Source organism: Tsukamurella sp. DT100, assembly GCF_049844855.1.
Lineage (GTDB): Bacteria > Actinomycetota > Actinomycetes > Mycobacteriales > Mycobacteriaceae > Tsukamurella.
Genome location: NZ_JBNCLV010000001.1, coordinates 308,649 through 332,836, shown reverse-complemented (window position 1 = coordinate 332,836; position 24,188 = coordinate 308,649). Strand labels below are relative to the sequence as shown.

19 protein-coding genes are annotated in these 24,188 nt (G+C 72.2%); all 19 read left to right on the top strand.

Features of this window, described 5'->3' with window-relative positions:
- Positions 1–62: 62 nt before the first annotated feature.
- The gene (gene rsmH, locus ACLQ3K_RS01585) at positions 63–1,070 is read left to right on the top strand and encodes a 16S rRNA (cytosine(1402)-N(4))-methyltransferase RsmH (protein ID WP_425996495.1); all 1,008 of its coding nucleotides are present in this window, start codon (positions 63–65) and stop codon (positions 1,068–1,070) included.
- Positions 1,067–1,921: a hypothetical protein gene (locus ACLQ3K_RS01580; RefSeq protein ID WP_224652143.1), complete on the top strand. Its 855-nt coding sequence runs from the start codon at positions 1,067–1,069 to the stop codon at positions 1,919–1,921. The genes rsmH and ACLQ3K_RS01580 overlap by 4 nt, the downstream gene beginning before the upstream one ends.
- Positions 1,918–3,882 carry a peptidoglycan D,D-transpeptidase FtsI family protein gene (locus ACLQ3K_RS01575; RefSeq protein ID WP_224652142.1) on the top strand — a complete coding sequence of 655 codons (1,965 nt, stop codon included), beginning with the start codon at positions 1,918–1,920 and terminating at the stop codon, positions 3,880–3,882. Before ACLQ3K_RS01580 ends, ACLQ3K_RS01575 begins: the two co-directional genes overlap by 4 nt.
- Before the next feature lie 24 nt (positions 3,883–3,906).
- Positions 3,907–5,445 carry a UDP-N-acetylmuramoyl-L-alanyl-D-glutamate--2,6-diaminopimelate ligase gene (locus tag ACLQ3K_RS01570; RefSeq protein WP_425996492.1) on the top strand — a complete coding sequence of 513 codons (1,539 nt, stop codon included), beginning with the start codon at positions 3,907–3,909 and terminating at the stop codon, positions 5,443–5,445.
- On the top strand, positions 5,442–6,965 hold the full coding sequence (locus ACLQ3K_RS01565; RefSeq protein WP_425996490.1) for a UDP-N-acetylmuramoyl-tripeptide--D-alanyl-D-alanine ligase: 1,524 nt from the start codon (positions 5,442–5,444) through the stop codon (positions 6,963–6,965). The genes ACLQ3K_RS01570 and ACLQ3K_RS01565 overlap by 4 nt, the downstream gene beginning before the upstream one ends.
- A complete protein-coding gene (gene mraY / locus ACLQ3K_RS01560) occupies positions 6,962–8,041 on the top strand; it encodes a phospho-N-acetylmuramoyl-pentapeptide-transferase (RefSeq protein WP_224646646.1) in 1,080 nt (359 codons plus the stop codon). Before ACLQ3K_RS01565 ends, mraY begins: the two co-directional genes overlap by 4 nt.
- Positions 8,042–9,511: a UDP-N-acetylmuramoyl-L-alanine--D-glutamate ligase gene (gene murD, locus ACLQ3K_RS01555; protein WP_425996488.1), complete on the top strand. Its 1,470-nt coding sequence runs from the start codon at positions 8,042–8,044 to the stop codon at positions 9,509–9,511. It begins immediately after the preceding gene.
- A complete protein-coding gene (gene ftsW, locus ACLQ3K_RS01550; RefSeq protein ID WP_425996486.1) occupies positions 9,508–11,205 on the top strand; it encodes a putative lipid II flippase FtsW in 1,698 nt (565 codons plus the stop codon). The genes murD and ftsW overlap by 4 nt, the downstream gene beginning before the upstream one ends.
- Positions 11,199–12,296 carry an undecaprenyldiphospho-muramoylpentapeptide beta-N-acetylglucosaminyltransferase gene (murG, locus tag ACLQ3K_RS01545; protein ID WP_425996484.1) on the top strand — a complete coding sequence of 366 codons (1,098 nt, stop codon included), beginning with the start codon at positions 11,199–11,201 and terminating at the stop codon, positions 12,294–12,296. The genes ftsW and murG overlap by 7 nt, the downstream gene beginning before the upstream one ends.
- A gap of 44 nt (positions 12,297–12,340) precedes the next feature.
- Complete coding sequence (gene murC, locus ACLQ3K_RS01540) at positions 12,341–13,780, top strand: UDP-N-acetylmuramate--L-alanine ligase (RefSeq protein WP_224646650.1); 1,440 nt, start codon at positions 12,341–12,343, stop codon at positions 13,778–13,780.
- The gene (locus ACLQ3K_RS01535) at positions 13,777–14,481 is read left to right on the top strand and encodes a cell division protein FtsQ/DivIB (RefSeq protein ID WP_224646642.1); all 705 of its coding nucleotides are present in this window, start codon (positions 13,777–13,779) and stop codon (positions 14,479–14,481) included. Before murC ends, ACLQ3K_RS01535 begins: the two co-directional genes overlap by 4 nt.
- A gap of 180 nt (positions 14,482–14,661) precedes the next feature.
- Positions 14,662–15,822, top strand: a complete 1,161-nt coding sequence (ftsZ, locus tag ACLQ3K_RS01530) for a cell division protein FtsZ (protein ID WP_224646641.1) — start codon at positions 14,662–14,664, stop codon at positions 15,820–15,822.
- 60 nt (positions 15,823–15,882) lie between these two features.
- The gene (gene pgeF / locus ACLQ3K_RS01525) at positions 15,883–16,626 is read left to right on the top strand and encodes a peptidoglycan editing factor PgeF (RefSeq protein WP_425996481.1); all 744 of its coding nucleotides are present in this window, start codon (positions 15,883–15,885) and stop codon (positions 16,624–16,626) included.
- A 122-nt stretch (positions 16,627–16,748) separates the two neighbouring features.
- Positions 16,749–17,423 carry a cell division protein SepF gene (locus ACLQ3K_RS01520; RefSeq protein WP_425996479.1) on the top strand — a complete coding sequence of 225 codons (675 nt, stop codon included), beginning with the start codon at positions 16,749–16,751 and terminating at the stop codon, positions 17,421–17,423.
- 23 nt (positions 17,424–17,446) lie between these two features.
- Positions 17,447–17,737 carry a YggT family protein gene (locus ACLQ3K_RS01515; protein ID WP_224646635.1) on the top strand — a complete coding sequence of 97 codons (291 nt, stop codon included), beginning with the start codon at positions 17,447–17,449 and terminating at the stop codon, positions 17,735–17,737.
- A gap of 164 nt (positions 17,738–17,901) precedes the next feature.
- Complete coding sequence (locus ACLQ3K_RS01510; protein ID WP_224646633.1) at positions 17,902–18,726, top strand: DivIVA-like cell division protein Wag31; 825 nt, start codon at positions 17,902–17,904, stop codon at positions 18,724–18,726.
- A 35-nt stretch (positions 18,727–18,761) separates the two neighbouring features.
- Complete coding sequence (locus tag ACLQ3K_RS01505) at positions 18,762–19,364, top strand: hypothetical protein (protein WP_425996476.1); 603 nt, start codon at positions 18,762–18,764, stop codon at positions 19,362–19,364.
- Positions 19,365–19,640: 276 nt separating this feature from the next.
- A complete protein-coding gene (gene ileS, locus ACLQ3K_RS01500; protein ID WP_425997115.1) occupies positions 19,641–22,748 on the top strand; it encodes an isoleucine--tRNA ligase in 3,108 nt (1,035 codons plus the stop codon).
- Positions 22,717–24,150 (top strand): DNA polymerase IV, encoded by a 1,434-nt coding sequence (locus ACLQ3K_RS01495; protein WP_425996474.1) that lies wholly within the window; start codon positions 22,717–22,719, stop codon positions 24,148–24,150. The genes ileS and ACLQ3K_RS01495 overlap by 32 nt, the downstream gene beginning before the upstream one ends.
- Positions 24,151–24,188 lie beyond the last annotated feature (38 nt).

Sequence of the window (24,188 nt, the reverse complement as noted above, 5' to 3'; positions counted from 1 at the left end):
GGCGGGGACCCCGCTCCATCCGCCAGAAACCATCGAACGCCATCGTGTGCCCTGGAGGAGTCATGTCCGACGAGTTCTTCGGTCACGTGCCGGTCCTCGCGACCCGCGTGCGTGAGCTCCTCGCCCCGGCGCTGCAGCACGACGGTGCCGTCTACGTCGACGCGACCCTCGGCGCCGGCGGTCACTCGGAGCTCATCCTCGAATCCTTCCCGCACGCCCGCGTCGTCGGCCTCGACCGCGACACCGACGCGCACGCCATCGCCGGCGAGCGACTGGCCCGGTTCGGCGATCGCTTCAACCCCGTCCACACCCGCTACGACGGGATGGCGGACGCCCTCGACGACCTGGGGCTCTCGCGGGCCGCGGGCGGCCCCGGCGTCGACGCGATCCTGTTCGACCTCGGCGTCTCGTCCATGCAGCTCGACCGGGCCGAGCGGGGCTTCGCCTACTCCGTCGACGCGCCCCTGGACATGCGGATGAACGTCGAGGACCCGCTCACCGCGGCCGACGTCCTCAACACCTACCCCCACGGCGACCTCGCGCGGATCCTGCAGCGCTACGGTGACGAGCGGTTCGCGGGCAAGATCGCCTCCGCCGTGCTCAAGGAGCGCGAGAAGGAGCCCTTCACCACCAGCGGCCGCCTCGTCGAACTGCTCTACGCCACGATCCCCGCGCCCGCGCGTCGCACCGGCGGGCATCCCGCCAAGCGCACCTTCCAGGCGCTGCGGATCGAGGTGAACGCCGAGCTCGCGTCCCTGGAGGCCGCGGTGCCGCAGGGTCTCGACGCGCTCGCCGCGGAGGGTCGCATCGTCTTCCTCAGCTATCAGTCGCTCGAGGACCGCATCGTCAAGACCGCGCTGGCCGAACGCACCCGGTCCACCAGTCCGGCGGGGCTGCCCGTCGAGTTGCCCGGCACCGGCGCGACCTTCGAACTGCTCACCCGCGGCGCCGAGCGCGCCACCGACGACGAGATCGCCGAGAACCAGCGGGCGGCGCCCGTGCGCATGCGCGCGGCCCGCCGCCTCGACACCCCCACCGACCGGACCCGCAGCACGAGGAGCGCGCGATGACCGCACCGAACGCGACCCAGGCACCGTCGACTCCGGACACCCGGACCCGGCGGGCGCCCGCGCGGCGCGACGACCGCGACACCTCGCGGCCCCGGTCGAGTTCGGCGCAGCGCGCGCTGGACCGGCGGCAGAAGCGCATCGAGCAGCAGCGGGCGGTCCTCGACGCGGGCGGCTCCCTGCGGGAGACGCCCGCCGAGCGCGCCCTGCGCCGGCACCGCGACGGCGCGGCCTCCGCGGGCCTGCTGGCCCGCCTGCCCCGGCCGGCCGGCGTGGTGCGCCGGGTGCCGTTCGTGCTGGCCTTGATCGCGCTTGTCTGCGCCGGACTGGGCCTGACGCTGTGGCTCTCGACCGGTAGCGCCGAGAACTCCTACGACCTCCGCAAGCGCGAGGCCGTGAACAACTCGCTGGCCGAGAAGAAGGCGGCCCTCGAGCGCGACGTGAAGTCGGGGGAGAGCGCCCCGGGCCTCGCCGAGCGCGCCACCGCGCTCGGCATGGTCCCCGCGGGGACCGTCCCGGTCCTGGTGGGCAAGGAGGGCGGCAAGGTCGTCGTGGTCGGCAAGCCCGCGCCCGCCACCGGCGCGGCCAAGCCCGCGCTCAACCCGCCCGCGCAGCGCACCGGCGACCCGAGCGGCGCCACGTCCGACGGTTCCGGCACGCCGGTCGCCGGGAATCCCGGGCCTGCCCCGGCGGGCGGGGAACAATTGGTCACCATGAACCCCGGCAGCCCGACCGTCGTGAACGCGCCGACGCCCGCACCGTCGGCGGCCACCCAGACACCCGCCCAGACTCCGGCGCAGACCCCCGCCCCTAGCCCGGCCGCGCAGGCGCCGGCCCAGGGGACGGCCCGGTGACGCGCGCCCAGCGCCAGCCGACGAAGACGCGGCCCGCCGCGCGCTCCGGGGCGCAGCGCGGCGCGGCCCCCAAGGCGGGCCACCAGTCCGCTCGCGCCCGCGTCAAGGGCGGTCGCGCCCCCGAGGTATCCACCGCCTTCACCGGTCGCGTCCGCATCGGCGGCTGGGTGATCGTCGCCGTCTTCACCGTCATCGCGGTGTGGCTGGGCGTCGTCCAGTTCGTGCAGGCGCCGGGCCTGTCCGCGAAGGCCGAGAGCCAGCGCCAGGTCAAGGAGGTGCTGCCGGCCGTCCGCGGGTCGATCACCGACCGCGCGGGGCAGCCGATCGCCTTCACCATGGAGGCCAAGTCGCTGACCCTGCAGCCCGTCGCCGTGCGCAAGCAGATCCAGGAGAAGTACGACAAGGACGTCGAGCTGGTCAAGGAGGGCGGCGACGCCGCGAAGGGCGTCACGCCCGTCGGCGTCGACGACCGGCTGCAGCAGATCGCCAAGAAGATCGTCTCCGTCCTCGGCGACGCGGTGAACGAGCAGAAGCTGCTCGAGCAGATGCGCGGCAACGACACCTTCGTCTACCTGGCCCGCGGCGTCGACCCGGCCAAGGCCTCGGCGATCACCGACGAGTACTCCGAGGTCGGCGCCGAGCGGCAGTCGATCCGCAACTACCCCGGCGGCTCGCTGGCCGCGAACATCGTGGGCACCACCGGTTTCGAGGGGCAGGGCCTGATCGGCCTCGAGTCCTCGCTGGATTCGATCCTCGCCGGCACGGACGGCTCGCGCACCTACGACCGCGGTTCCGACGGCGCCATCATCCCCGGCAGCACCCGCGACATCCACCCCGCCGCCAACGGCGCCCGCGTCGTGCTCACGCTCGACAACGACGTGCAGTTCTTCGTCCAGCAGGCCGTCGCGCAGGCGAAGGCGAAGTCCGGCGCGAAGAGCGTGCAGGCCGTCGTGCTCGACTCCAAGACCGGCCAGGTGCTGGCGATGGGCGTCGACAACACGTTCAACCCGTCGCACGGCATGAACAATCAGCCCGATTCGGCACGCACCGGCAATCTCGCGGTGACCACGCCCTTCGAGCCGGGCTCGGTGAACAAGCTGATCACCGCGGTGGCCGCGATCGACGGCGGCAAGACCAAGCCCGACGAGGTGCTGCAGGTCCCGGGGCAGATCCGGATGGCCGGCGTCACCGTCAAGGACGCGTGGGCGCACGGCACCGAGCCGTACACCACGACCGGCGTCTTCGGTAAGTCCTCGAACGTGGGCACGCTGATGCTCGCGCAGCGCGTCGGCGAGAACGCCTTCGCCGACTACGTCGACCGCTTCGGACTCGGCCGCTCCACCGGCGTCGGCCTGCCCGGCGAGTCCGGCGGCGCCGTGCCCGCGCGCAACCAGTGGTCGGGCGGCACCTTCGCCAACCTGCCGATCGGCCAGGGACTGTCGATGACGGTGCTGCAGATGGCCGGCATGTACCAGGCCCTCGCCAACGACGGGGTCCGGATCCCGCCGCGCATCATCAAGGAGGTCGACGGTGCCGCGAACCCCGCGTCCGGCGCCGAGCCGGTCCGCGTGATGAGCTCCGAGACCGCCCGCACCGTGCTCGACATGTTCCGCGCCGCGCTGCAGCGCGACCCGATGGGCTACCAGCAGGGCACCGGCGCGCCGGGCTCGGTCGAGGGCTACCAGATCAGCGGCAAGACCGGCACCGCGCAGCAGGTCGACCCGGTGACCAAGGCGTACTCCAACTCGCTGTACAACATCACCTTCGCGGGCGTCGCGCCCACGAACGATCCGCGCTTCGTCATCGGCCTGATGATGGACGCGCCCACCCGGAGCTCCGACGGCACCGGCGGCCAGTCCGCGGCGCCGCTGTTCCACGACATCGCCTCGTTCCTGCTGCAGAAGTACGGCGTCCCGCTCTCGCCGCCGTCGAAGCCGCTGACGCTGGTGGCCGGTAAGTAGTTAACCGGCGGGTAGGATCTACCGGTGTCCGAATCGACTCTCACCCGCCCCGCCCACCCCCGCGGAGCCACGCCGGCCGAGGTCGCGGCGCAGGTCCCGGGCGTCACCCTCGCGGGTGCCGACGCCGGGGATCTCCGGCTGACCGGGGCCACCGTCCGCGCCCAGGACGCGCGGCCCGGCGACCTGTTCTGCGCCGTCCCCGGCACCGCCACCCACGGCGCGCGGTTCGCCGCCGGCGCGATCGAGGCGGGGGCCGTCGCCGTCCTCACCGATCCCGACGGTGCCGCGCTCCTCGCGGAGGACGGCCACGACGTCCCCGTGCTCCTGCACGACGACCCGCGCCGCGTCCTCGGCCCCGTCGCGGCCGTGGTCTACGGCGCACCGTCGACCCGGATGACGCTCGTCGGCATCACCGGCACCTCCGGCAAGACCACCACCAGCTACCTCGTCGAGGCGGCGCTGGCCGCGGGCGGGAACCCGACGGGCCTGATCGGCACCGTCGGCACCCGGATCGCCGGCGTCGACGTCCCGACCACCCTCACCACGCCCGAGGGCTCCGCGCTGCAGGGGCTGTTCGCGTCGATGGTCGAGCGCGGCGTGACCGCCGCCGTGATGGAGGTCAGCTCGCACGCGCTGGCCCAGAACCGGGCGGGCGGCACCCGGTTCGCCGTCGGCGCCTTCACCAACCTCAGCCAGGACCACCTCGACTACCACCCGACGATGGAGGACTACTTCGCCGCGAAGTCGCTGCTCTTCCTCGGGCCGGGAGCCTGCGAGCGCGCCGTGATCTGCGTCGACGACGAGTGGGGCCACCGCATGGCCGAGCTGCGCCGCGCGTCCGGGCTGCCGCTGGTCACCGTCGCCACCACCGGGCCCGCCGACTGGACCGCGGGCGAGGTCGCCGCGTACTCCGACGGCACCCAGCGGTTCACCCTCAGCGGGCCGGACGGACAGACCTTCTCCGCCGTCGTCGGGCTGCCCGGCGCGTACAACGTCGCCAACGCCGCGCTGGCGCTGGTCATCGCCCACGAGGCGGGCGTCCCGCTCGCCGACGCGGCCCGCGGCATCGGCGCCGTCGCCGTGCCCGGCCGGGTGCAGCGCATCGACCGCGGGCAGGACTTCCTGGCCGTCGTGGACTACGCCCACAAGCCCGCCGCGCTCGACGCGGTGATCGCGACGCTCCGCGGCCAGACCGCCGGCCGGATCGTCGTGGTCGTCGGCGCGGGCGGCGACCGCGACCGCGGCAAGCGGCCGCTCATGGGCGAGGCGGCCGCGAGCGCCGCCGAGCTGGTCATCGTGACCGACGACAATCCCCGCACCGAGGATCCGGCCGCGATCCGCGCCGCCGTGGTGGCGGGCGCGCGCGCCGTGACCGGCGGCGGCGAGGTCCGCGAGATCGGCGACCGCCGCGCCGCCATCGTCGAGGCCGTGAACTGGGCCCGCACCGGCGACGTCGTGCTCGTCGCGGGCAAGGGCCACGAGGCCGGCCAGGAGATCAACGGCGTCAAGCACCCCTTCGACGACCGCGACGAAGTGGCCGCCGCGCTGGAGGCCCGCGCATGATCGAACTCACCCTCCGCGAGGTCGCCGCGATCGTCGGCGGCACCCTGCACGACGTGCCCGACCCCGAGGCCAACGTCACCGGCACCGTCGAATTCGACTCCCGCGAGATCGGCCCCGGCGGGCTGTTCCTCGCCCTGCCCGGCGCCCGCGTCGACGGCCACGAGTTCGCCGCGACCGCGATCGACAGGGGCGCGGTCGCCGTGCTCGGCGCCCGCCCCGTGGGCGTCCCCGCGATCGTCGTCCCGGTCTCCGGCGAAACCGACAACCGCGTCATGGCGCTGGAGAACGACACCGACGGCGCGGGCGCCGCGGTGCTGAAGGCCCTGGGCGACCTGGCCGCGCACTGCACGAAGGCCCTCGCCGCAGACGGGCTGACCGTCGTGGGCGTCACCGGCTCGGCTGGCAAGACATCGACGAAGGACCTCATCGCCGCCGTGCTGCGGCCGCTCGGCGAGACCGTCGCGCCGCCCGGCTCCTTCAACAACGAGATCGGCCACCCGTGGACCGCGCTGCGCGCGACCGCGTCGACGAAGTTCCTCGTCCTCGAGATGTCGGCCCGCGGCGAGGGCCACATCGCCGCCCTCGCGCGGGTCGCGCCGCCGCGCATCGGCGTCGAGCTCAACGTGGGCACCGCGCACCTCGGCGAGTTCGGCTCCCGCGAGGCCATCGCCCGCGCGAAGGGCGAGCTGGTCGAGGCGCTGCCCGCGGACGGGCTCGCGATCCTCAACGCCGACGACGCCGCGGTGGCCGCGATGGCCTCGCGGACCGGCGCGCGGGTGGTGTTCTACGGCACGGGCGAGGCGGAGGTCGCGGCGGCGGACGTGAAGATCGACGCCCAGGCCCGCGCGTCCTTCACCCTGCGCGCCCCGGCGGGCGCCGCGCCCGTCGCGCTCAAGGTCCACGGCGAGCACCAGGTGCACAACGCGTTGGCCGCTGCCGCGGTCGGTCTCGAGTGCGGCGCGACGGTCGCGCAGGTCGCCGAGGCGCTCTCGGGCGCCGGCGCCGCATCGCCGCGCCGGATGGACGTCTTCACCACTGACGACGGCGTCACCGTGGTCAACGACACCTACAACGCGAATCCCGACGCCATGCGGGCCGCGCTCCGCAGCCTCGTCCTCATGTCCGAGCACGACGAGGCGGGGGAGCGGCTGCCCGGCCGCGACCGTCGCCGCACCTTCGCGGTGCTCGGCGAGATGGGCGAGCTGGGCGAGGAGTCGATCGTCGAGCACGATCGGCTGGGCCGGTTCCTGGTGCGGCTCGACATCACGTCGACCATCTGCGTCGGCACCTCCCGCGCCGTGCACGCGCTGTGGCAGGGCGCCGTGATGGAGGGCTCCTGGGGCAGCGAGGCCGTGCGGGTCGACACCCGCGAGGAGGCCGTGGAGCGGCTGCGGGACGAGCTCCGGCCGGGCGACCTCGTTTTGGTCAAGGCGTCGAAGTCCGAGAAGATGTGGGAGGTCGCCGAGCACCTGGGCACGGCGAGCGCGGTCAACAACGAGAACGGGGAGTCACCGAAGTGATCCAGATCCTGTTCGCGGGCGGCATCTCGCTGGCCGTGGCGATCCTGCTCACGCCCGTCCTGATCCGGGTCTTCTCCCGGCAGGGCTTCGGTCAGGAGATCCGCGTCGAGGGGCCGCAGAGCCACCAGAAGAAGCGCGGCACCCCGTCGATGGGCGGCGTCGCGATCGTCGTGGCCCTGTGGGCCGGCTACCTCGGCGCACACCTGCTGGGCTGGAACTCCGGCCCCGGCCCCAGTGCCTCGGGCCTGCTGGTCCTCGGCCTCGCCACGTCGCTCGCGATCGTCGGCTTCCTCGACGACTTCATCAAGGTGCGCAAGCAGCGCAACCTGGGCCTGAACAAGACCGCGAAGACCGTCGGCCAGACCGTCGCGGCGCTGATCTTCGGCGTGCTCGTGCTGCAGTTCCCCAACGCCCAGGGGGTGCGCCCGGCCAGCGAGTTCCTCAGCTACACGCGCGACATCAACACCATCTCGATGGGCGCGATCGTCTTCGTGATCTTCTGCTGGTTCGTCGTCTCCGCGTGGTCGAACGCGGTGAACTTCACCGACGGTCTCGACGGCCTCGCCGCCGGTTCCATGGCGATGGTGCTCGGCAGCTACGTGCTCATCAGCTTCTGGCAGTTCCGCTACGCCTGCGAGACCAAGCAGGTCGCCGGCTGCTACGACGTGCGCGATCCGCTCGACCTGGCGCTCATCGCGGTCGCCGCGGGCGGCGCCTGCCTCGGCTTCCTCTGGTGGAACGCCGCGCCCGCGAAGATCTTCATGGGCGACACGGGCTCGCTGATGCTGGGCGGCCTGCTGGCCGGCCTGTCGATCACCACCCGCACCGAGCTGCTCGCCGTCGTGCTGGGCGCGCTGTTCGTGGCCGAGATGGTCTCGGTGGTCATCCAGATCGCGGTCTTCCGCTCGACGGGCCGCCGCGTCTTCCGGATGGCGCCCTTCCATCACCACTTCGAACTCTCCGGGTGGGCCGAAACCACGGTGATCATCCGGTTCTGGCTGCTCACGGCCATTTCGTGCGGCCTCGGCCTCGTTTTGTTCTACGCCGAGTTCCTCGGCTCCGGCGCGGTCGGCTAGATGGCGACGATCCCCGGCCCCGGCGCGCACGTCCTCGTCGCGGGCGGGGGCGTCACCGGCCCGGCCGTCGCCCGGGCCCTGCTCCGGCTCGGGTCCACGGTCACCGTCGCCGACGGCAAGCCCGCCGCGCGGGAGAAGATCGCGAGCGAGGTGCCGGGCATCGTCGTCGCCGATATCGACGGGCACGACCCGTCCGGCTACGACCTCGTCGTGGTCGCGCCCGGGTTCCGCCCCACCGCCCCCGTCGTGGTGGCCGCCGAGGCCGCGGGCGTCGAGGTGATCGGCGACGTGGAGCTGGCCTGGCGGATCGACCGCGCCGGCGCCTTCGGCGCGCCCCGCGACTGGCTCGTGGTGACCGGCACCAACGGCAAGACCACCACCACGCAGATGCTCGAGGCGATCCTGTTGCACGCCGGCGTGCGCGCCGTGGCCTGCGGCAACATCGGCCGACCCGTCATCGACGCGATCGGCGACGACGCCGATCCGCGCGTGCTCGCCGTCGAGCTCTCGTCCTTCCAGTTGCACTGGGCCCCGTCGGTGCGGCCGCGCGCGGGCGTCGTGCTCAACGTCGCGGAGGACCACCTCGACTGGCACGGCTCGATGGCGGCGTACACCGCCGACAAGGCGCGCGCCCTCGCCGGCGAGCTCGCCGTCATCGGCCTCGACGACCCCGTGGCGTCGGGCCTGCGCGGGGCGGTCACCGTCGGCTTCACCGCGGGAGAGCCCGGGCCGGGGCAGTACGGCGTGCGCGGGGGCTTCCTGGTCGACGGTTCCGGCGCGCCCGTCCTGCCCGCCGACGCGGTCTCGCCACCCGGACCCGCCGGGATCTCGGACGCCCTGGCCGCGACGGCGCTCGCGCAGGCGGTCGGCGTGACCGCCGCGCAGGCGGGGGAGGCCCTCGCCGCGTTCCGGGTGGGCGCGCACCGCGCCGAGCCCGTCGCGACCGTGCGCGGCATCACGTACGTCGACGACTCCAAGGCCACCAACCCGCACGCCGCGCTGAATTCCATCGAGGCGCACGAGCGGGTGGTGTGGGTCGCGGGAGGTCAGCTCAAGGGCGCCGACATCGGGCCGCTCGTGGCGCGCGTGGCGCCGCGGCTCGTGGGCGCCGTGCTGCTCGGACTGGATCGAGACGAAATCGCGGATTCACTCGCGCGACACGCACCGGATGTCCCCGTGGTTCGGGTGTCCTCGGGCGAACATAGTCCTGTGTCTCCTGTGACTAATGATGCGAATCGTTCTGTAGGGACGACTGGGGCTGGCGATGTGCGAGTGTCCGGCGATGCTGATGCGGTGATGGCCGCCGTCGTCGCCGAGGCCTCCCGGATCGCCGAAGCCGCAGCCCGCGACGGTGCGGCGCCGGTGGTGCTGCTCGCGCCCGCCGCGGCCTCGCTCGACATGTTCACGTCGTACGGGCACCGCGGCGACGCCTTCGCCGCCTCCGCCCGCGCGCTCGGAGGCGCCTCGTGAGCCGCGCCGGCAAGGCCGCCGCCGGTTCCGACACCGATTCCGATCTCGCCCCCGGAGGCGTCAACGCCCCCGAGAGCACCGAGTTCGACGCGCAGCCCCAGGAGACGGCCGCGCCGACGACGGGCTCCCGCGGCGCGTCCGCCGCGTCCGCGGCGCGCTCGGGCGCGGACGTCGCCCGCACCGGCGCCTCGCTGCTGCGGGGCGGCGCTGTCGGACTCGCGACGGCCCTGCGCCGCCCGCTCGCGTCCTTCCACCTGGTGCTCGGCCTCACCGCCGTCCTGACGGTGATGGGCCTGATCATGGTGCTCTCCGCGTCGTCCGTCGAGGACATCAGCGCTACCGGATCGCCCTGGGGCAAGTTCACCAGCCAGCTGATCTACGTCGCCCTCGGCGTGGTCGCCTTCGTCTTCGCCCTGTACCTGCGCCCCGCGCTGTTGCGCCGGGTGGCGCTCGGCGGCGTGCTCGTCTCCATCGCGCTGCTCGCGGCCGTGCTCGTACCCGGCGTCGGCACGATGGTCGGCGGCGCGCGCCGCTGGATCGACGTGGGCGGCTTCACCCTGCAGCCCTCGGAGATCGCGAAGGTCGCGCTCATCATCTGGGGTGCGCACCTGCTCGCGGACCGCGGGCGCAAGGGCAACATCAAGGAGCTGCTGCTGCCGCTCGGTCCCGTCGTGGTGCTGATGGCCGCGCTCGTCGTCGCCGAGCCCAACCAGTCGACGGCCATGATCATCGTCGCCATCGGCGCGATGCTGCTCTACTACGCCGGGCTGTCGTCGAAGCTGATCGCCTCGCTGCTGGTCGTCTTCGCCCTGCTCGGCATCTTCTTCGCGCTCGCGGAGGGCTACCGCTCGGCGCGCGTGCAGGCCTGGCTCGGCCGCACCGACGACGCGCTCGGCGCCAACTACCAGTCGAACCAGGCGCGGTACTCGCTCGCCGACGGCGGCCTGTTCGGCGTGGGCCTGGGCAATTCGACGGCCAAGTGGAGCTACCTGCCCAACGCGCACAACGACTTCATCTTCGCGATCATCGGCGAGGAGCTCGGCTACCTCGGCGCCGGCGTGGTCATCCTCATGTTCGGCATCCTCACCTGGGTGGGCATGCGGATCGCCGGCCGGGTCGCCGACCCCTTCCTGCGCCTCATGGCCGCCTCCATCACGACGCTCGTCGCGCTGCAGGCGATCATCAACATGGGCTACGTCGTGGGCCTGCTGCCGGTGACCGGCATCCAGCTGCCCCTGCTCTCCGCGGGCGGCAACTCGGTGATCCTCGTCTTGTTCATGATGGGCCTGCTGGCCAACGCCGCCCGGCACGAGCCGGAGGCGATCGCCGCGCTCGCCGGCGGCCGCGAGGGCCGTGCCGGCCGTCTCCTGCGCCTGCCCAAGCCGCTGCCCTACATCCCGCCGCGCCCCGAGCGCCCGGCCGGCCGCGGGCCGGCGCCCCGGCAGGGCCGTCCGGCGCCCGCCCGGCGTACGCCCGCGAAGGGGCGTACCGCGCCCGCGGCGCCGTCGCCGTACGATCGACACCCGTACGGTGACGAGAGCCTGGGCCGGCGCAGCGCGCTGCGGCGGGACCTCCCGCCGATGCGGCCGCAGGGCCGCGGCGGCGAGCCCTGGCGGGGCGATCGTGCCGGACAGCAGCGGAACGCGCCGCAGCAGCGGCGCCGAGGACAGGAAAAGGGCAGACGGGCGTGGTGAGTTCTTCTCGAGCGGTTTCGGTGGTGGTGGCCGGTGGCGGCACCGCAGGACACATCGAACCCGCACTGGCGGTGGCCGACGCCGTCCGGGCCCAGCGGCCCGACGCCGTGGTCACCGCCCTCGGCACGCCGAAGGGGCTGGAGGGCCGCCTCGTCCCGGAGCGCGGCTACCCGCTCGCCATGATCCCGCCCGTCCCGCTGCCGCGGAAGCCCGGCAAGGACCTGGCGAAGCTGCCCTTCACGCTGACCGGCGCGGTGCGCCGCACCCGGAAGGTGCTCCGCGAGACCGGCGCCGACGTGGTCGTCGGCTTCGGGGGCTACGTCGCCCTGCCCGCCTACCTCGCCGCCCGCAGCATGGGCGTGCCCATCGTCATCCACGAGGCCAACGCCAGCGCGGGCGTCGCGAACAAGGTCGGCGCGAAGCTCGCCACCAAGGTCTTCGCCGCGGTCCCCGGATCCGGCGTGCCCGCCGAGGTCGTCGGCATCCCCGTCCGCGCCTCCATCACCGGGCTCGACCGCGCGGCCCTGCGCGCCGAGGCCCGCGCGCACTTCGGGCTGCCCGCCGACGGGCCGGTCGTGCTCGTGTTCGGCGGCAGCCAGGGCGCCGTCCGGCTGAACGACGGTGTCGTCGGCGCCGCCCGGGACTTCGCCGACGCCGGCGTCGGCGTGCTGCACGCCTACGGCCCCAAGAACTCCGTCGAGGTGGACGTGCCCGGCTACGTCGCCGTGCCCTACCTGTCGCGGATGGACCTCGCCTACGCCGCCGCCGACCTCGCCGTGTGCCGGTCGGGCGCGATGACGGTGGCCGAGGTCGCCGCCGTCGGCCTCCCGGCGGTGTACGTGCCCCTCGCGCACGGCAACGGCGAGCAGGCGCTCAACGCGCAGCCCGTCGTCGCCGCGGGCGGGGGCCTGCTCGTCGACGACGCGGCATTCACCCCGGATCTCGTGCGGGAGACGGTGATCCCGCTCGCGGGAGACGCCGAGCGGCTCGCGGCCATGAGCGCCGCGGCCGGCGGCAGCGGGCACCGGGACGCCGCGGGCACCGTGGCGGCCGCGGCCCTCGCACTGGCACAGGAGAGGCGGACGTCGTGACCGAGTCGACGGGAGCGCTGCCCGAGCGGCTGCAGCGCGTCCACATGGTGGGCATCGGCGGCGCCGGCATGTCCGGCATCGCGCGGATCCTGCTGGCCCGCGGCGGCCAGGTGTCGGGCTCCGACGCCAAGGAGTCGCGCGGCGTCATCGCCCTGCGGGCCCGCGGGGCGCAGATCCAGGTGGGGCACAGCCCCGAGGCGCTCGACCTGCTGCCCGGCGGCCCGACGGTGGTCGTGACCACCCACGCCGCCATCCCCAAGGACAACCCCGAGCTGGTCGAGGCGCAGCGCCGCGGCATCCCGGTGATCCTGCGGCCCGAGGTTCTCGCCGACCTCATGGACGGCTACCGCACCCTGTTGGTCAGCGGCACCCACGGGAAGACCTCCACCACGTCGATGGCGGTCGTGGGCCTGCAGCACTGCGGCGCCAACCCGTCCTTCGCCGTGGGCGGCGAGCTCAACGAGTCCGGCACCAACGCCTTCCACGGCACGGGCGACGTCTTCGTGGCCGAGGCCGACGAGTCCGACGGCTCGCTGCTGCAGTACGCGCCCGACGTGGTGGTCGTCACCAACGTCGAGGCCGATCACCTGGACTTCTTCGGCTCCGAGGAGAAGTACGTCGCCGTCTTCGACGCCTTCACCGAGCGGATCCGCCCCGGCGGCACCCTCGTGGTGTGCCTCGACGACCCGGGCTCGGCGGCGCTGGCGCAGCGCACCCACGCCGCGCTGCGCGCCCGCGGCGTCCGCGTGCTGGGCTACGGCGAGGGCACTCACCGCGACCTCGCGCCCGACGTGACGCTGATCGCGGAGCTGTTGGACTACAAGCCCCGTGCCGAGGGCGGCATGCTCAAGGTCCGCTTCTCCGACGAGAACCGGAAGGTCACCGAGCGGGCGATCCTGCTCTCCGTGCCCGGGAAGCACATGGCGCTCAACGCCATCGCCGCGACGATCGCGGTCGTCAGCACGGGCCAGCCGACCGCGAAGGTGATCGAGGGAATCGAGGCCTTCGGCGGCGTGCACCGCCGGTTCCAACTGCGCGGCACCGAGCAGGGCGTGCGCGTCTTCGACGACTACGCGCACCATCCGACCGAGGTCCGCGCCGTTCTCACCGCCGCGGCGGAGATGGTCGCCAAGCAGGCCGAGCCGGGCCGCGTGATCGTCGCCTTCCAGCCCCACCTGTACTCGCGGACCGAGCAGTTCGCCGCCGAGTTCGCGCAGGCCCTCAGCCTCGCCGATGAGGTCGTGGTGCTCGACGTCTACGGCGCGCGCGAGGACCCGCTGCCGGGCGTCACGGGGGAGCGGATCGCCGAGAAGGTGACCGCCTCCGCGCACTACGTGCCGAGCCAGGCGGAGGTGGCCGGTGTGGTCGCCGGCCTCGCGCGACCCGGCGACGTCGTGATCACCATGGGCGCCGGTGACGTGACCATGCAGGGCCCGACGATCCTCAACACGCTGGCGCAGCGCGGCGCCGAGGCGGGCGCGTGAGTTCTCCCGCGACGCGCAGGCGCGTGCCGGGTCTGCGGCGGTTGCTGCTGATCCTGCTCGCGCTGGCAGTGGTGGCGGGACTCGCTGCGGCGGCGTACTTCTCGCCGGTGCTCTCGGCGCGCGACGTCTCCGTGACGGGCGCGACCAATGCGCCCGCCGATCAGGTCGCGAAGGTGGTGGAGCCGCTCAAGGGGCGTCCGCTGCTGCAGATCACGCCCGGACAGCGCGACGCCTACGCCGCGCAGGTGGTCGCGGTGAGCCCGTGGATCGACCGCGCCACGGTCACGGTCTCGTACCCGTCGACGCTCGTCGTCGAGGTCACCGAGCGCGAGGTCGTCGCCTACGCCCAGCGCCCCGCCGGGACGGTGCTCGTGGACGCCAAGGGCGTGCCCTTCATCAAGGTGGGGGAGCCGCCCATCCTCACGCCCAAGCTCGTCGTCGACGATCCGAAGTCCGACGATCCCGCGACGACGTCCGCGATCGCGGTGCTCCGGGCGCTGCCGCCGGACCTGCACGGACAGGTCGTCGAGATCGGGGCGGATTCCCCGGCGAACGTGCGCTTCGTGCTGCGCGACAAGCGGGTCGTGTACTGGGGCGACGACCAGCGGACGGCGGACAAGACCGCCGCGCTGCGGATGGTGCTGACCCGTCCGGGCAAGGAGTTCACCGTGATCAATCCGGACATGCCGACCACCCGCTGAGGGTGTTCTTCCCCTCACCGAGAACGTTTTTCCCGACACGCCCGCGCGCCTGCGGGGCAAGCGGTGCACTGCCCTCTACCTTGGTTTCAGACCAGCTACTTGACATAACTTTAAGCCTTCTGTTGAGGTTTAGGGTTCGTCTCAGAAGCAACAGACTTCACATCAGGGGAAAGGCGAAACATGACCGCCGCGCACAACTACCTCGCCGTAATCAAGGTCGTCGGCATCGGCGGCGGCGGCGTCAACGCCGTGAACCGGATGATCGAACAGGGGCTCAAGGGCGTCGAGTTCATCGCGATCAACACCGATGCCCAGGCGCTCATCATGAGCGACGCCGACGTCAAGCTCGACGTGGGTCGCGACTCGACCCGCGGCCTCGGCGCCGGCGCCGATCCCGAGGTGGGCCGCAAGGCCGCCGAGGACGCCAAGGACGAGATCGAGGAGCTCCTCAAGGGCGCCGACATGGTCTTCGTCACTGCGGGCGAGGGCGGCGGCACCGGCACCGGCGGCGCGCCCGTCGTCGCCAGCATCGCCCGCAAGCTGGGCGCACTCACCGTGGGTGTGGTCACCCGCCCGTTCACGTTCGAGGGTGCCCGCCGCGGCAAGCAGGCGGAGACCGGGATCGGCTCGCTGCGCGAGTCCTGCGACACCCTGATCGTGATCCCGAACGACCGGCTGCTGCAGCTGGGCGACGTGAACGTCTCCGCGCTGGACGCGTTCAAGAGCGCCGACGAGGTGCTCCTCAACGGCGTCCAGGGCATCACCGACCTGATCACCACGCCCGGCCTGATCAACGTCGACTTCGCGGACGTCAAGAGCGTCATGTCCGGCGCGGGCAGCGCCCTCATGGGCATCGGCTCCGCGCGGGGCGAGGGGCGCGCGATCAAGGCCGCCGAGGCCGCGGTGAACTCGCCGCTGCTGGAGACCTCGATGGAGGGCGCGCACGGCGTGCTCATGTCCATCGCCGGCGGCAGCGACCTGGGCCTGTTCGAGATCAACGAGGCCGCCTCGCTCGTGCAGGGCGCCTCGCACGAGGACGCGAACATCATCTTCGGCACCGTGATCGACGACAATCTCGGCGACGAGGTGCGGATCACCGTGATCGCCGCGGGCTTCGACGGTGCCGCGCCCGCGCGCCGTCCCGTGACCCGCATCGGCGGCCAGCACACCGCCGTCGAGCAGCCCGCCGCCGAGCCCGAGGACGCGCGTCGGGGCAATCCCTTCGACAGCCGCCCGCCGCGCTCGAACGACCCGTTCCCGGCCCGCTCCACCGGCCGCGAGACGCGCTCGGACGACGACTTCGACCTCGACGTCCCGTCGTTCCTGCAGAACCGCCGCTGAGGAATTCGACTCCGACGGCGCTCCCGGCTCTGCCGGGGGCGCCGTCCGTAGTCTTGAGCCATGACTGATCCCGCGAACGCTCCTGTCTCTGCGGCCCGTGTCCGGCGGGTGACCACCACCCGCGCGGGCGGCGCCTCGCAGGCCCCGTACGACACCTTCAACCTCGGCGATCACGTCGGTGACGACCCGGCGGCCGTCGCCGCGAACCGGCTCCGTCTTGAGCGGGAGATAGGCGTCGAGCCGGGCCACGTGGTCTGGATGGAGCAGATCCACAGCCGGACCGTCACCGTCGTCGACGGTCCGCGTGCGGAGCCCGTGGAGGCCACCGACGCGCTCGTCACGACGGTGCCCGGCCTCGCTCTCGCCGTCCTCACCGCGGACTGCGTCCCGCTCCTGCTCTCGGACGACGAGGCGGGCGTGCTCGCCGCGGTCCACGCGGGCCGCGTCGGCGCCCGGATCGGCATCGTGCCCGCCGTCGTCGAGGCGATGCGCGACCTGGGCGCCCGCCCGGAGCGGATCGGCGCCTTCCTGGGCCCCGCGGCCAGCGGTGCCAAGTACGAGGTCCCGGCATCAATGGCGGCCGACGTCGAGCAGCATCTGCCGGGCAGCCGGTGCCGCACCGAGAAGGGCACCGACGGGCTGGACCTGCGGGCGGGCATCCGTCGTCAGCTGCAGGGACTGGGCGTCGCGGCGGTCGCGCAGGACCCGCGGTGCACGATCAGCGACCCCACGCTGTTCTCGCATCGACGGGGCGCTCCGACAGGGCGCCTGGCCTCGGTGATCTGGATCGACACGGCGAAATGACATCGATGGGATTCGTGCGCGTGTCGGAACCACCATTCGCCCGTCTTCCCCACTAATCTCACTTCCATAACGACAGTCACAACCGTCACACCAGCCCATGCAGGCGCCGAGGAAGGGCAAAGATGAGCACTCTGCACAAGGTCAAGGCGTACTTCGGGATGGTTCCGCTGGATGCCTACGACGACGGATACGTCGACGAGGGCACCCCGCAGCCGCGCGGCCGCCGCAGCCTCGACGACGAGTTCGACGACTACCGCGGCGAGCGCGGATACGCCTACGACGGCCGCCGCGCGGACGAGTACGACGCGTACGAGCCCGCCTACGCGGATTCCTACGACGCCCGCGGCGCCTCCTACGACGACCGCTACGACGCCGGCTACGAGCGCGGCTACCGCGAGCCCGCCCGGGCGCCGCTGCCGCGCCTGGAGCCGCTGCGGGACGTCTCGCGCACCGCCGCCCCGTCCACCCGCGGCGCGCTGGCGATGGACACCCGCGCCGACGTGCTCAGCCAGGAGAACCCGATGTCGCGCATCACCACCCTGCGTCCCACCTCCTACGAGGAGGCGCGCACGATCGGTGAGCGGTTCCGCGAGGGCATCCCGGTGATCATGGACCTGACGGCGATGGACAACGCCGACGCCAAGCGTCTCGTCGACTTCGCGGCCGGCCTGACCTTCGCGCTGCACGGCTCCTTCGACCGGATCACCACCAAGGTGTTCATGCTGGCCACGGCCGATGTGGACGTCACGGCGGAGGACCGGGCGCGGATCGCGGAGACCGGTTTCTACAACCGCTGACGGATTCGGGCAGACTGGTACCCGTGCAAGCGTTCTGGCTGACCATCGTCGCCCTCCTGTCGATCTACTCCTTCCTCCTGCTGATCCGGCTCGTCATCGAGGTGGTGAAGTCCTTCGCGAGGGAGTGGTTCCCGACCGGGATCCTCGCGATCCTGTTGGAGGCGCTGTTCACCGTCACGGATCCGCCGCTCAAGCTGCTCCGCAAGCTGATCCCGCCGGTGACCCTGGGTCCGGTCCGCCTGGACCTGTCCTACATCGTCCTGTTCCTGCTGCTCTGGGTCGCGCGTGAGCTGATCTACGCCTTCGCTCTCTGACCCGGTCAACGGGGTGATCGCGCGCGTGATTTCGGACATTTCATCGCGTGATTGTTGGGTGATGAGGAACAAACGGGTCTGGTGTGACAGGATGTGCACTAGTTACAGTGTTGGTCCGAGTGACTTGAGATCTGTCGAGCAGCCGAATTGAGGGGAAACGACCTATGAAGCTGACACCCGCCGACGTGCGGAACGTCGCGTTCAGCAAGCCGCCGATCGGCAAGCGCGGCTACAACGAGGACGAGGTGGATCAGTTCCTCGACCTGGTCGAGACCGAGCTCGCTCGGCTGATCGACGAGAACAACGATCTGCAGCAGCGCAACGCCGAGCTCGAGCGCGAGCTGGCCGAGGCCCGCGCCGGTGGCGGCGAGCAGCCGTCCGCCGACAGCACCGTGGCCTTCGCGTCGCCCGCGCCGAACGCGCCCGCGCTCGCCGAGCCGGCTCCGGCCGCTGCTGCGGCGCCGGCGACCACCGAGGAGGCGCACGTGCGCGCCGCCAAGGTGCTGGGCCTCGCGCAGGAGACCGCCGACCGGCTCACCAACAACTCGCGGTCCGAGGCCGAGAAGCTCGTCTCGGACGCGCGCGCCCAGTCGGAGGCCATGGTCACCGACGCCCGGCAGAAGTCCGAGGCCATGGTGGCCGACGCGCGTCAGCGTTCGGACGCCCTGCTCGCCGACGCGCAGACCCGCTCGGAGAACCAGCTGCGTCAGGCGCAGGAGCGCTCCGACGCACTGCAGGCCGAGGCCGAGTCGAAGCACACCGAGATCATGACCACCATCAACCAGCAGCGCACCGTGCTGGAGGGTCGGATCGAGCAGCTCAAGACGTACGAGCGCGAGTACCGTACCCGCCTCAAGACGTACCTGGAGGGACAGCTCGAGGAGCTGCAGTCGCTGCGCAGCGCCGCCCCGGTCGATCACGGCCAGGGTCGCGGTGGCGACTTCAACGACCCCGGCAACGCCGCCGGCGGCAACCAGCAGTACAAGTAGCCGCTGGTACCAGCCGGTACTAGGGCGGAGTTCTCATGCTGCTAGCCGCACTGGGGGCGACGGTCATCGGGTTCATCCTGCTGATCGTCGCCCTGGTCACGTCCAATCTCTGGCTCGCGATCGCCTGCGTGGTGGTGTCCGTGATCGGCGTCGGCCTGCTGCTCGGCGACGTCCTCACCTACCGCCGCGGCGATCGGGACAAGGCGGATCGTGCCTCCGCGCAGTGGAGCCCGGGCGACCGGGACGACGACGCGGACGACGATGACGGGGCACCGTCGAACCGCCCCGCGCGCGCCGCTGCCACGTCGTCGGGGGACGACACCGAGGCGGAGAAGCCCGCGGCCGTAGACGACGCGACGCGCGAGGCGGGCACCGTCGGGCACGAGGAGTTCGGTCACCACGACGACGATGCGAACCCGACCACCCAGTTCGCGATGGGACCGCTCGGCGGTCCGACGGGGTGGGAGCACGAGTCGCCGGCCGACACGGATGACGACGCCACGCGCGGCCTGTTCGCGCCCGGGAAGTACGACCCGGACATGACCGATCAGATCCCGCAGATCCGGATCGATCAGGCGTGGGGCACGGAGTGGACTCCGCCCCAGGAGCCCGAGTCGGAAGATCCCGGCAAGAAATGACGTTGCATTGAGCGCTATCCTTGGTGATAGCACTGCGTTGATCCGGCCATCACCGGGGAGCATCCGGAAGAACGGGCCCGCCCTCGGGTCCCAGTAGAACCGGACGGGTGGGCCCGTCACAGCCCGGTTCAAGTGGCGTCGCCCCGGAAACACCGGGGAGGCGCAAGCGGGGTGGTACCGCGGAGTTCGGCTACAGGCCGGGCATCGTCCCCGTGCTGGTTGTCGACGGCACGAGGAGTACCCGTGAGTGAGAAGCGCCCCTATCCGCTGGTCGACATGACCCGCGACGACGACGGCCCCGCCAGGACGGGCGCACCGTCGTTCCCCGACCTCGAGGAGCGCGTTCTGGCCTACTGGGCCGAGAACGACACCTTCCGCCGGTCCATCGCGAACCGTGCCGAGGCCGACGAGTTCGTCTTCTACGACGGTCCGCCCTTCGCCAACGGCCTGCCGCACTACGGCCACCTGCTGACCGGCTACGTCAAGGACCTCGTCCCGCGCTACCAGACGATGCGCGGCAAGAAGGTCGACCGCCGCTTCGGCTGGGACACCCACGGCCTGCCCGCCGAGCTCGAGGCCGAGCGCCAGCTGGGGATCAAGGACAAGTCCGAGATCGAGACCATGGGCGTGGAGAAGTTCAACGACTACTGCCGCACCTCGGTGCTGCGGTACACCGAGGAGTGGCGCCAGTACGTCACCCGCCAGGCCCGCTGGGTGGACTTCGACAACGACTACAAGACGCTCGACCTGGACTTCATGGAGTCCGTCATGTGGGCGTTCAAGACCCTCCACGAGAAGGGCCTGATCTACCAGGGCTACCGCGTGCTGCCGTACTCCTGGTACGAGCAGACGCCGCTGTCGAATCAGGAGAGCAAGCTCGACGACGCGTACAAGATGCGCCAGGACCCGGCGGTCACCGTCGGGATGCCGTTGCGCACCAAGGGCACCCCGCTCGAGGCGCTCGACGGTGTCGAGGCGCTGATCTGGACCACCACGCCCTGGACGCTGCCGTCGAACCTCGCGATCGCCGTGCACCCGGACCTGGACTACGTGCACGTGACCGGCGCCGACGGCAAGGACTACCTGCTGGCCGAGGCGCGGCTGGGCCAGTACGCCCGCGAGCTGGGGGAGTCGCCGGAGGTCAAGGGGACGTACAAGGGGCGCGAGCTCGAGTTCGCCGCCTACGAGCCGCCCTTCGACTTCTTCGCCGGGCATCCCAAGGCGCACGTGACGCTGCTCGCCGACTACGTGACCACCGATTCCGGTACCGGCGTGGTGCACCTCGCGCCGGCCTTCGGTGAGGAGGACATGGACCTTGCCACCGGCAAGTACGGCATCGAGGTCGTGCAGCCGCTGGATCCGGGCGGGAAGTTCACCTCCGCCGTGCCGCCGTACGAGGGCCTGCAGGTCTTCGACGCGAACCCGGTCATCGCCAAGGATCTCAAGGCCAAGGGCCGGCTGCTGCGGCACGAGACCATCGAGCACAGCTACCCGCACTCCTGGCGCTCCGGTCAGCCGCTGATCTACATGGCCGTGCCGTCCTGGTTCGTCGAGGTCACCAAGATCATCCCGCGCATGCTGGAGTTGAACCAGGACATCACCTGGAACCCCGCGCACATCCGCGACGGCCAGTTCGGCAAGTGGGTCGAGGGCGCGCGCGACTGGAACATCAGCCGCAACCGCTATTGGGGCGCGCCCATCCCGGTGTGGGTGTCCGACGATCCCGCGTACCCGCGCGTCGACGTCTACGGCTCGCTGGACGAGCTGGAGCGCGACTTCGGCGTGCGCCCGACGAACCTGCACCGCCCGTACATCGACGAGCTGACCCGGCCGAATCCCGATGACCCGACCGGGAAGTCGACGATGCATCGCGTTCCCGAGGTGCTGGACTGCTGGTTCGAGTCGGGCTCGATGCCCTTCGCGCAGGTGCACTACCCGTTCGAGAACCGCGACTGGTTCGACACGCACTTCCCGGGCGACTTCATCGTCGAGTACAACGGCCAGACCAAGGGCTGGTTCTACAACCTGCACGTGCTGGCGACGGCGCTGTTCGACAGCGCCGCCTTCCGCACGGTCGCGGCGCACGGCATCGTCCTCGGCCACGACGGGCTGAAGATGTCGAAGTCGAAGCGGAACTACCCGGACGTCAACGAGGTCTTCAACCGCGACGGCTCCGACGCGATGCGCTGGTTCCTCATGGCCTCGCCCATCCTGCGCGGCGGCAACCTGGTGGTCACCGAGCAGGGCATCCGCGACGGCGTGCGGCAGACGCTGCTGCCGCTGTGGAACGCCTACTCGTTCCTGCAGCTGTACGCGGAGAAGTCGGCCGTGTGGCGCACCGATTCCGAGGACGTGCTGGACCGGTACATCCTCGCGAAGTTGGCGCAGACCCGCGACGCGATGACCGAGGCGCTCGACACCTGCAACATCGCCGACGCCTGCGAGGAGCTGCGGCTCTTCGTCGACGCGCTGACGAACTGGTACGTGCGCCGCTCGCGCGCGCGGTTCTGGGACGGCGCGGACTCCGGCGCCTTCGACACGCTGTACACCGTGCTGGAGACCGTGTGCCGGCTGGCGGCGCCGTTGCTCCCCATGGCGACCGAGGCCATGTGGCGCGGCCTCACCGGCGGCGAGTCCGTGCACCTCACGGACTGGCCTTCGGCGACGGACCTGCCCGCGGATCCGGAGCTGGTCGCGGCGATGGACGAGGTCCGCGATGTCTGCTCCGTGGCGTCGTCGGTGCGCAAGGCGAACAAGCTGCGTGTGCGGCTGCCGCTGCACACGCTCACCGTCGCCGGGCCCGGCGCGGAGAAGCTCGCGCCCTTCGCGTCGATCATCGCCGACGAGGTGAACGTCCGCGACGTGCAGGTCTCGCCCGACGCCGATCAGTACGGCCGGGTCGAGATCGCCGTGAACGCGCGCGCCGCGGGCCCGCGCCTGGGCAAGGACGTGCAGACGGTGATCAAGGCCGTGAAGTCCGGCGACTACACCGTCGCCGACGGGGTCGTGACCGCCGCGGGCATCGCCCTGCAGGACGGCGAGTACACGCGCAAGTTGGTCGCCGCCGCGCCCGACTCCACCGCGGAGCTGCCCGACGGTGCCGGGCTCGTCGTGCTCGACCTCACGGTCGACGCCGAGCTCGAGGCCGAGGGCTGGGCGAAGGACCGGATCCGTGAGCTGCAGGAGGCGCGACGGTCCGCCGGCCTCGACGTGAGCGACCGGATCTCCCTGGTGCTCGATGTGCCGGCCGAGCACCGGGCGGCCGCGGAGGCGCACCGGGACCTCATCGCGGGCGAGGTGCTGGCCACGTCGCTGGAGTTCGCGGCCGTGCCCGACGGGGTGGATCTGGGCGATGGTGTCCGAGGCCGACTCACCAAGGCCTGATCCCGGGGCGCCGTCGGACAGGAGCGCCCGCTGGGTGCTCCACTTCGACATGGACGCCTTCTTCGCGTCCTGCGAGCAGCTGACCCGGCCCACCCTGCGCGGGCGTCCCGTGCTGGTGGGCGGGCTCGGCGGCCGCGGCGTAGTGGCCGGGTGCTCGTACGAGGCGCGCGTCTTCGGCGCGCGCTCCGCCATGCCGATGCACCAGGCACGGCGGCTCGTGGGCACGGGCGCGGTGGTGCTGCCGCCGCGCGGCGCCCTGTACGGCACCGTCAGCCGGCGGGTCTTCGCGACCGTGCGGGAGCTCATTCCCGTGGTCGAGACCCTGTCCTTCGACGAGGCCTTCGGCGAGCCGGTCGAGCTCGCCGGGGCCTCTACCGACGAGGTGAAGGCCTTCGCCGAGGAGCTCCGCGCCCGGATCCGCGGGGCGACGGGGCTCGTCGCCTCCGTCGGCGCGGGGGCGGGGAAGCAGGCCGCCAAGATCGCCTCCGGGCTCGCCAAGCCGGACGGGGTGTCCGTCATCCCGCCCGCCGCGCAGGAGTCGATGCTGTACCCCCTGCCGGTGCGCAAGCTCTGGGGGATCGGCCCGGTGGCGGGGGAGCGGCTGTCCCGCTTGGGGATCGACACCATCGGCCAGTTCGCGGCGATGAGCGAGGTCGAGGTGGTGTCGGTGCTCGGCGTCACGCTGGGGCCGGCGCTGCACCGGCTCGCCCGCGGCGAGGACGACCGGCCGGTGGCGGTGAACGGCGAGGCGAAGTCGATCAGCGCGGAGCACACCCTCGAGACCGACGTGACGACCATGAACGCGCTGCGGCGGGAGATCGACCGGAGCGCCGAGCACGCGCTGCGGCGGCTGCGGCGGGACGGGCGCGGGGCGCGGACCGTCGTGCTGAAGCTCAAGCGGTCGGACATGTCCCTGCTCACCCGGTCCGCGACGCTGCCGTCCGCCACCACCGACGGTGCCGTGCTCACCGCGACCGCGCAGCGCCTCGCGCTCGACCCCATGGAGGTCGGCGGCCTGCGGCTGGTCGGGGTCGGTTTCACGGGCCTCAGCAGTGTCGAGCAGTTCACGCTGTTCGGCGAGGAGAGCGACAAGAGCGACGACGTCTCCGGGGAAGCCGACGAGGTCGCAGACGACGACGGCGGTGTGGACCCGGCCGAGGTCCAGGTACCTGTGGTGGGGTGGCGCCCCGGCATGGACGTGCGTCACCCCGAGTTCGGGCACGGCTGGGTGCAGGGCGCCGGCCACGGCGTGCTGTCGGTGCGCTTCGAGACCCGAACCTCCGGCGCCGGCCGCATGCGCAGCTTCAAGGCCGACGACCCCGACCTCCGCGAGGCCGACCCGCTGGACTCCCTCGACTGGCCCGCCGAGCACCTGCGCACCGACGAGGACGACGAGGACTGAGTCGCGCCGCACCGGGCGGAACCGGCGCACATTCCTGT

Excerpts from the sequence above, each read along its gene's own strand:
- rsmH (WP_425996495.1), top strand. The coding sequence starts at position 63 with ATGTCCGACGAGTTCTTCGGTCACGTGCCGGTCCTCGCGACCCGCGTG.
- ACLQ3K_RS01580 (WP_224652143.1), top strand. The coding sequence starts at position 1,067 with ATGACCGCACCGAACGCGACCCAGGCACCGTCGACTCCGGACACCCGG.
- ACLQ3K_RS01565 (WP_425996490.1), top strand. The coding sequence starts at position 5,442 with ATGATCGAACTCACCCTCCGCGAGGTCGCCGCGATCGTCGGCGGCACC.
- murD (WP_425996488.1), top strand. The coding sequence starts at position 8,042 with ATGGCGACGATCCCCGGCCCCGGCGCGCACGTCCTCGTCGCGGGCGGG.
- murC (WP_224646650.1), top strand. The coding sequence starts at position 12,341 with ATGGTGGGCATCGGCGGCGCCGGCATGTCCGGCATCGCGCGGATCCTG.
- ftsZ (WP_224646641.1), top strand. The coding sequence starts at position 14,662 with ATGACCGCCGCGCACAACTACCTCGCCGTAATCAAGGTCGTCGGCATC.
- pgeF (WP_425996481.1), top strand. The coding sequence starts at position 15,883 with ATGACTGATCCCGCGAACGCTCCTGTCTCTGCGGCCCGTGTCCGGCGG.
- ACLQ3K_RS01520 (WP_425996479.1), top strand. The coding sequence starts at position 16,749 with ATGAGCACTCTGCACAAGGTCAAGGCGTACTTCGGGATGGTTCCGCTG.
- ACLQ3K_RS01510 (WP_224646633.1), top strand. The coding sequence starts at position 17,902 with ATGAAGCTGACACCCGCCGACGTGCGGAACGTCGCGTTCAGCAAGCCG.
- ACLQ3K_RS01505 (WP_425996476.1), top strand. The coding sequence starts at position 18,762 with ATGCTGCTAGCCGCACTGGGGGCGACGGTCATCGGGTTCATCCTGCTG.
- ileS (WP_425997115.1), top strand. The coding sequence starts at position 19,641 with ATGACCCGCGACGACGACGGCCCCGCCAGGACGGGCGCACCGTCGTTC.
- ACLQ3K_RS01495 (WP_425996474.1), top strand. The coding sequence starts at position 22,717 with ATGGTGTCCGAGGCCGACTCACCAAGGCCTGATCCCGGGGCGCCGTCG.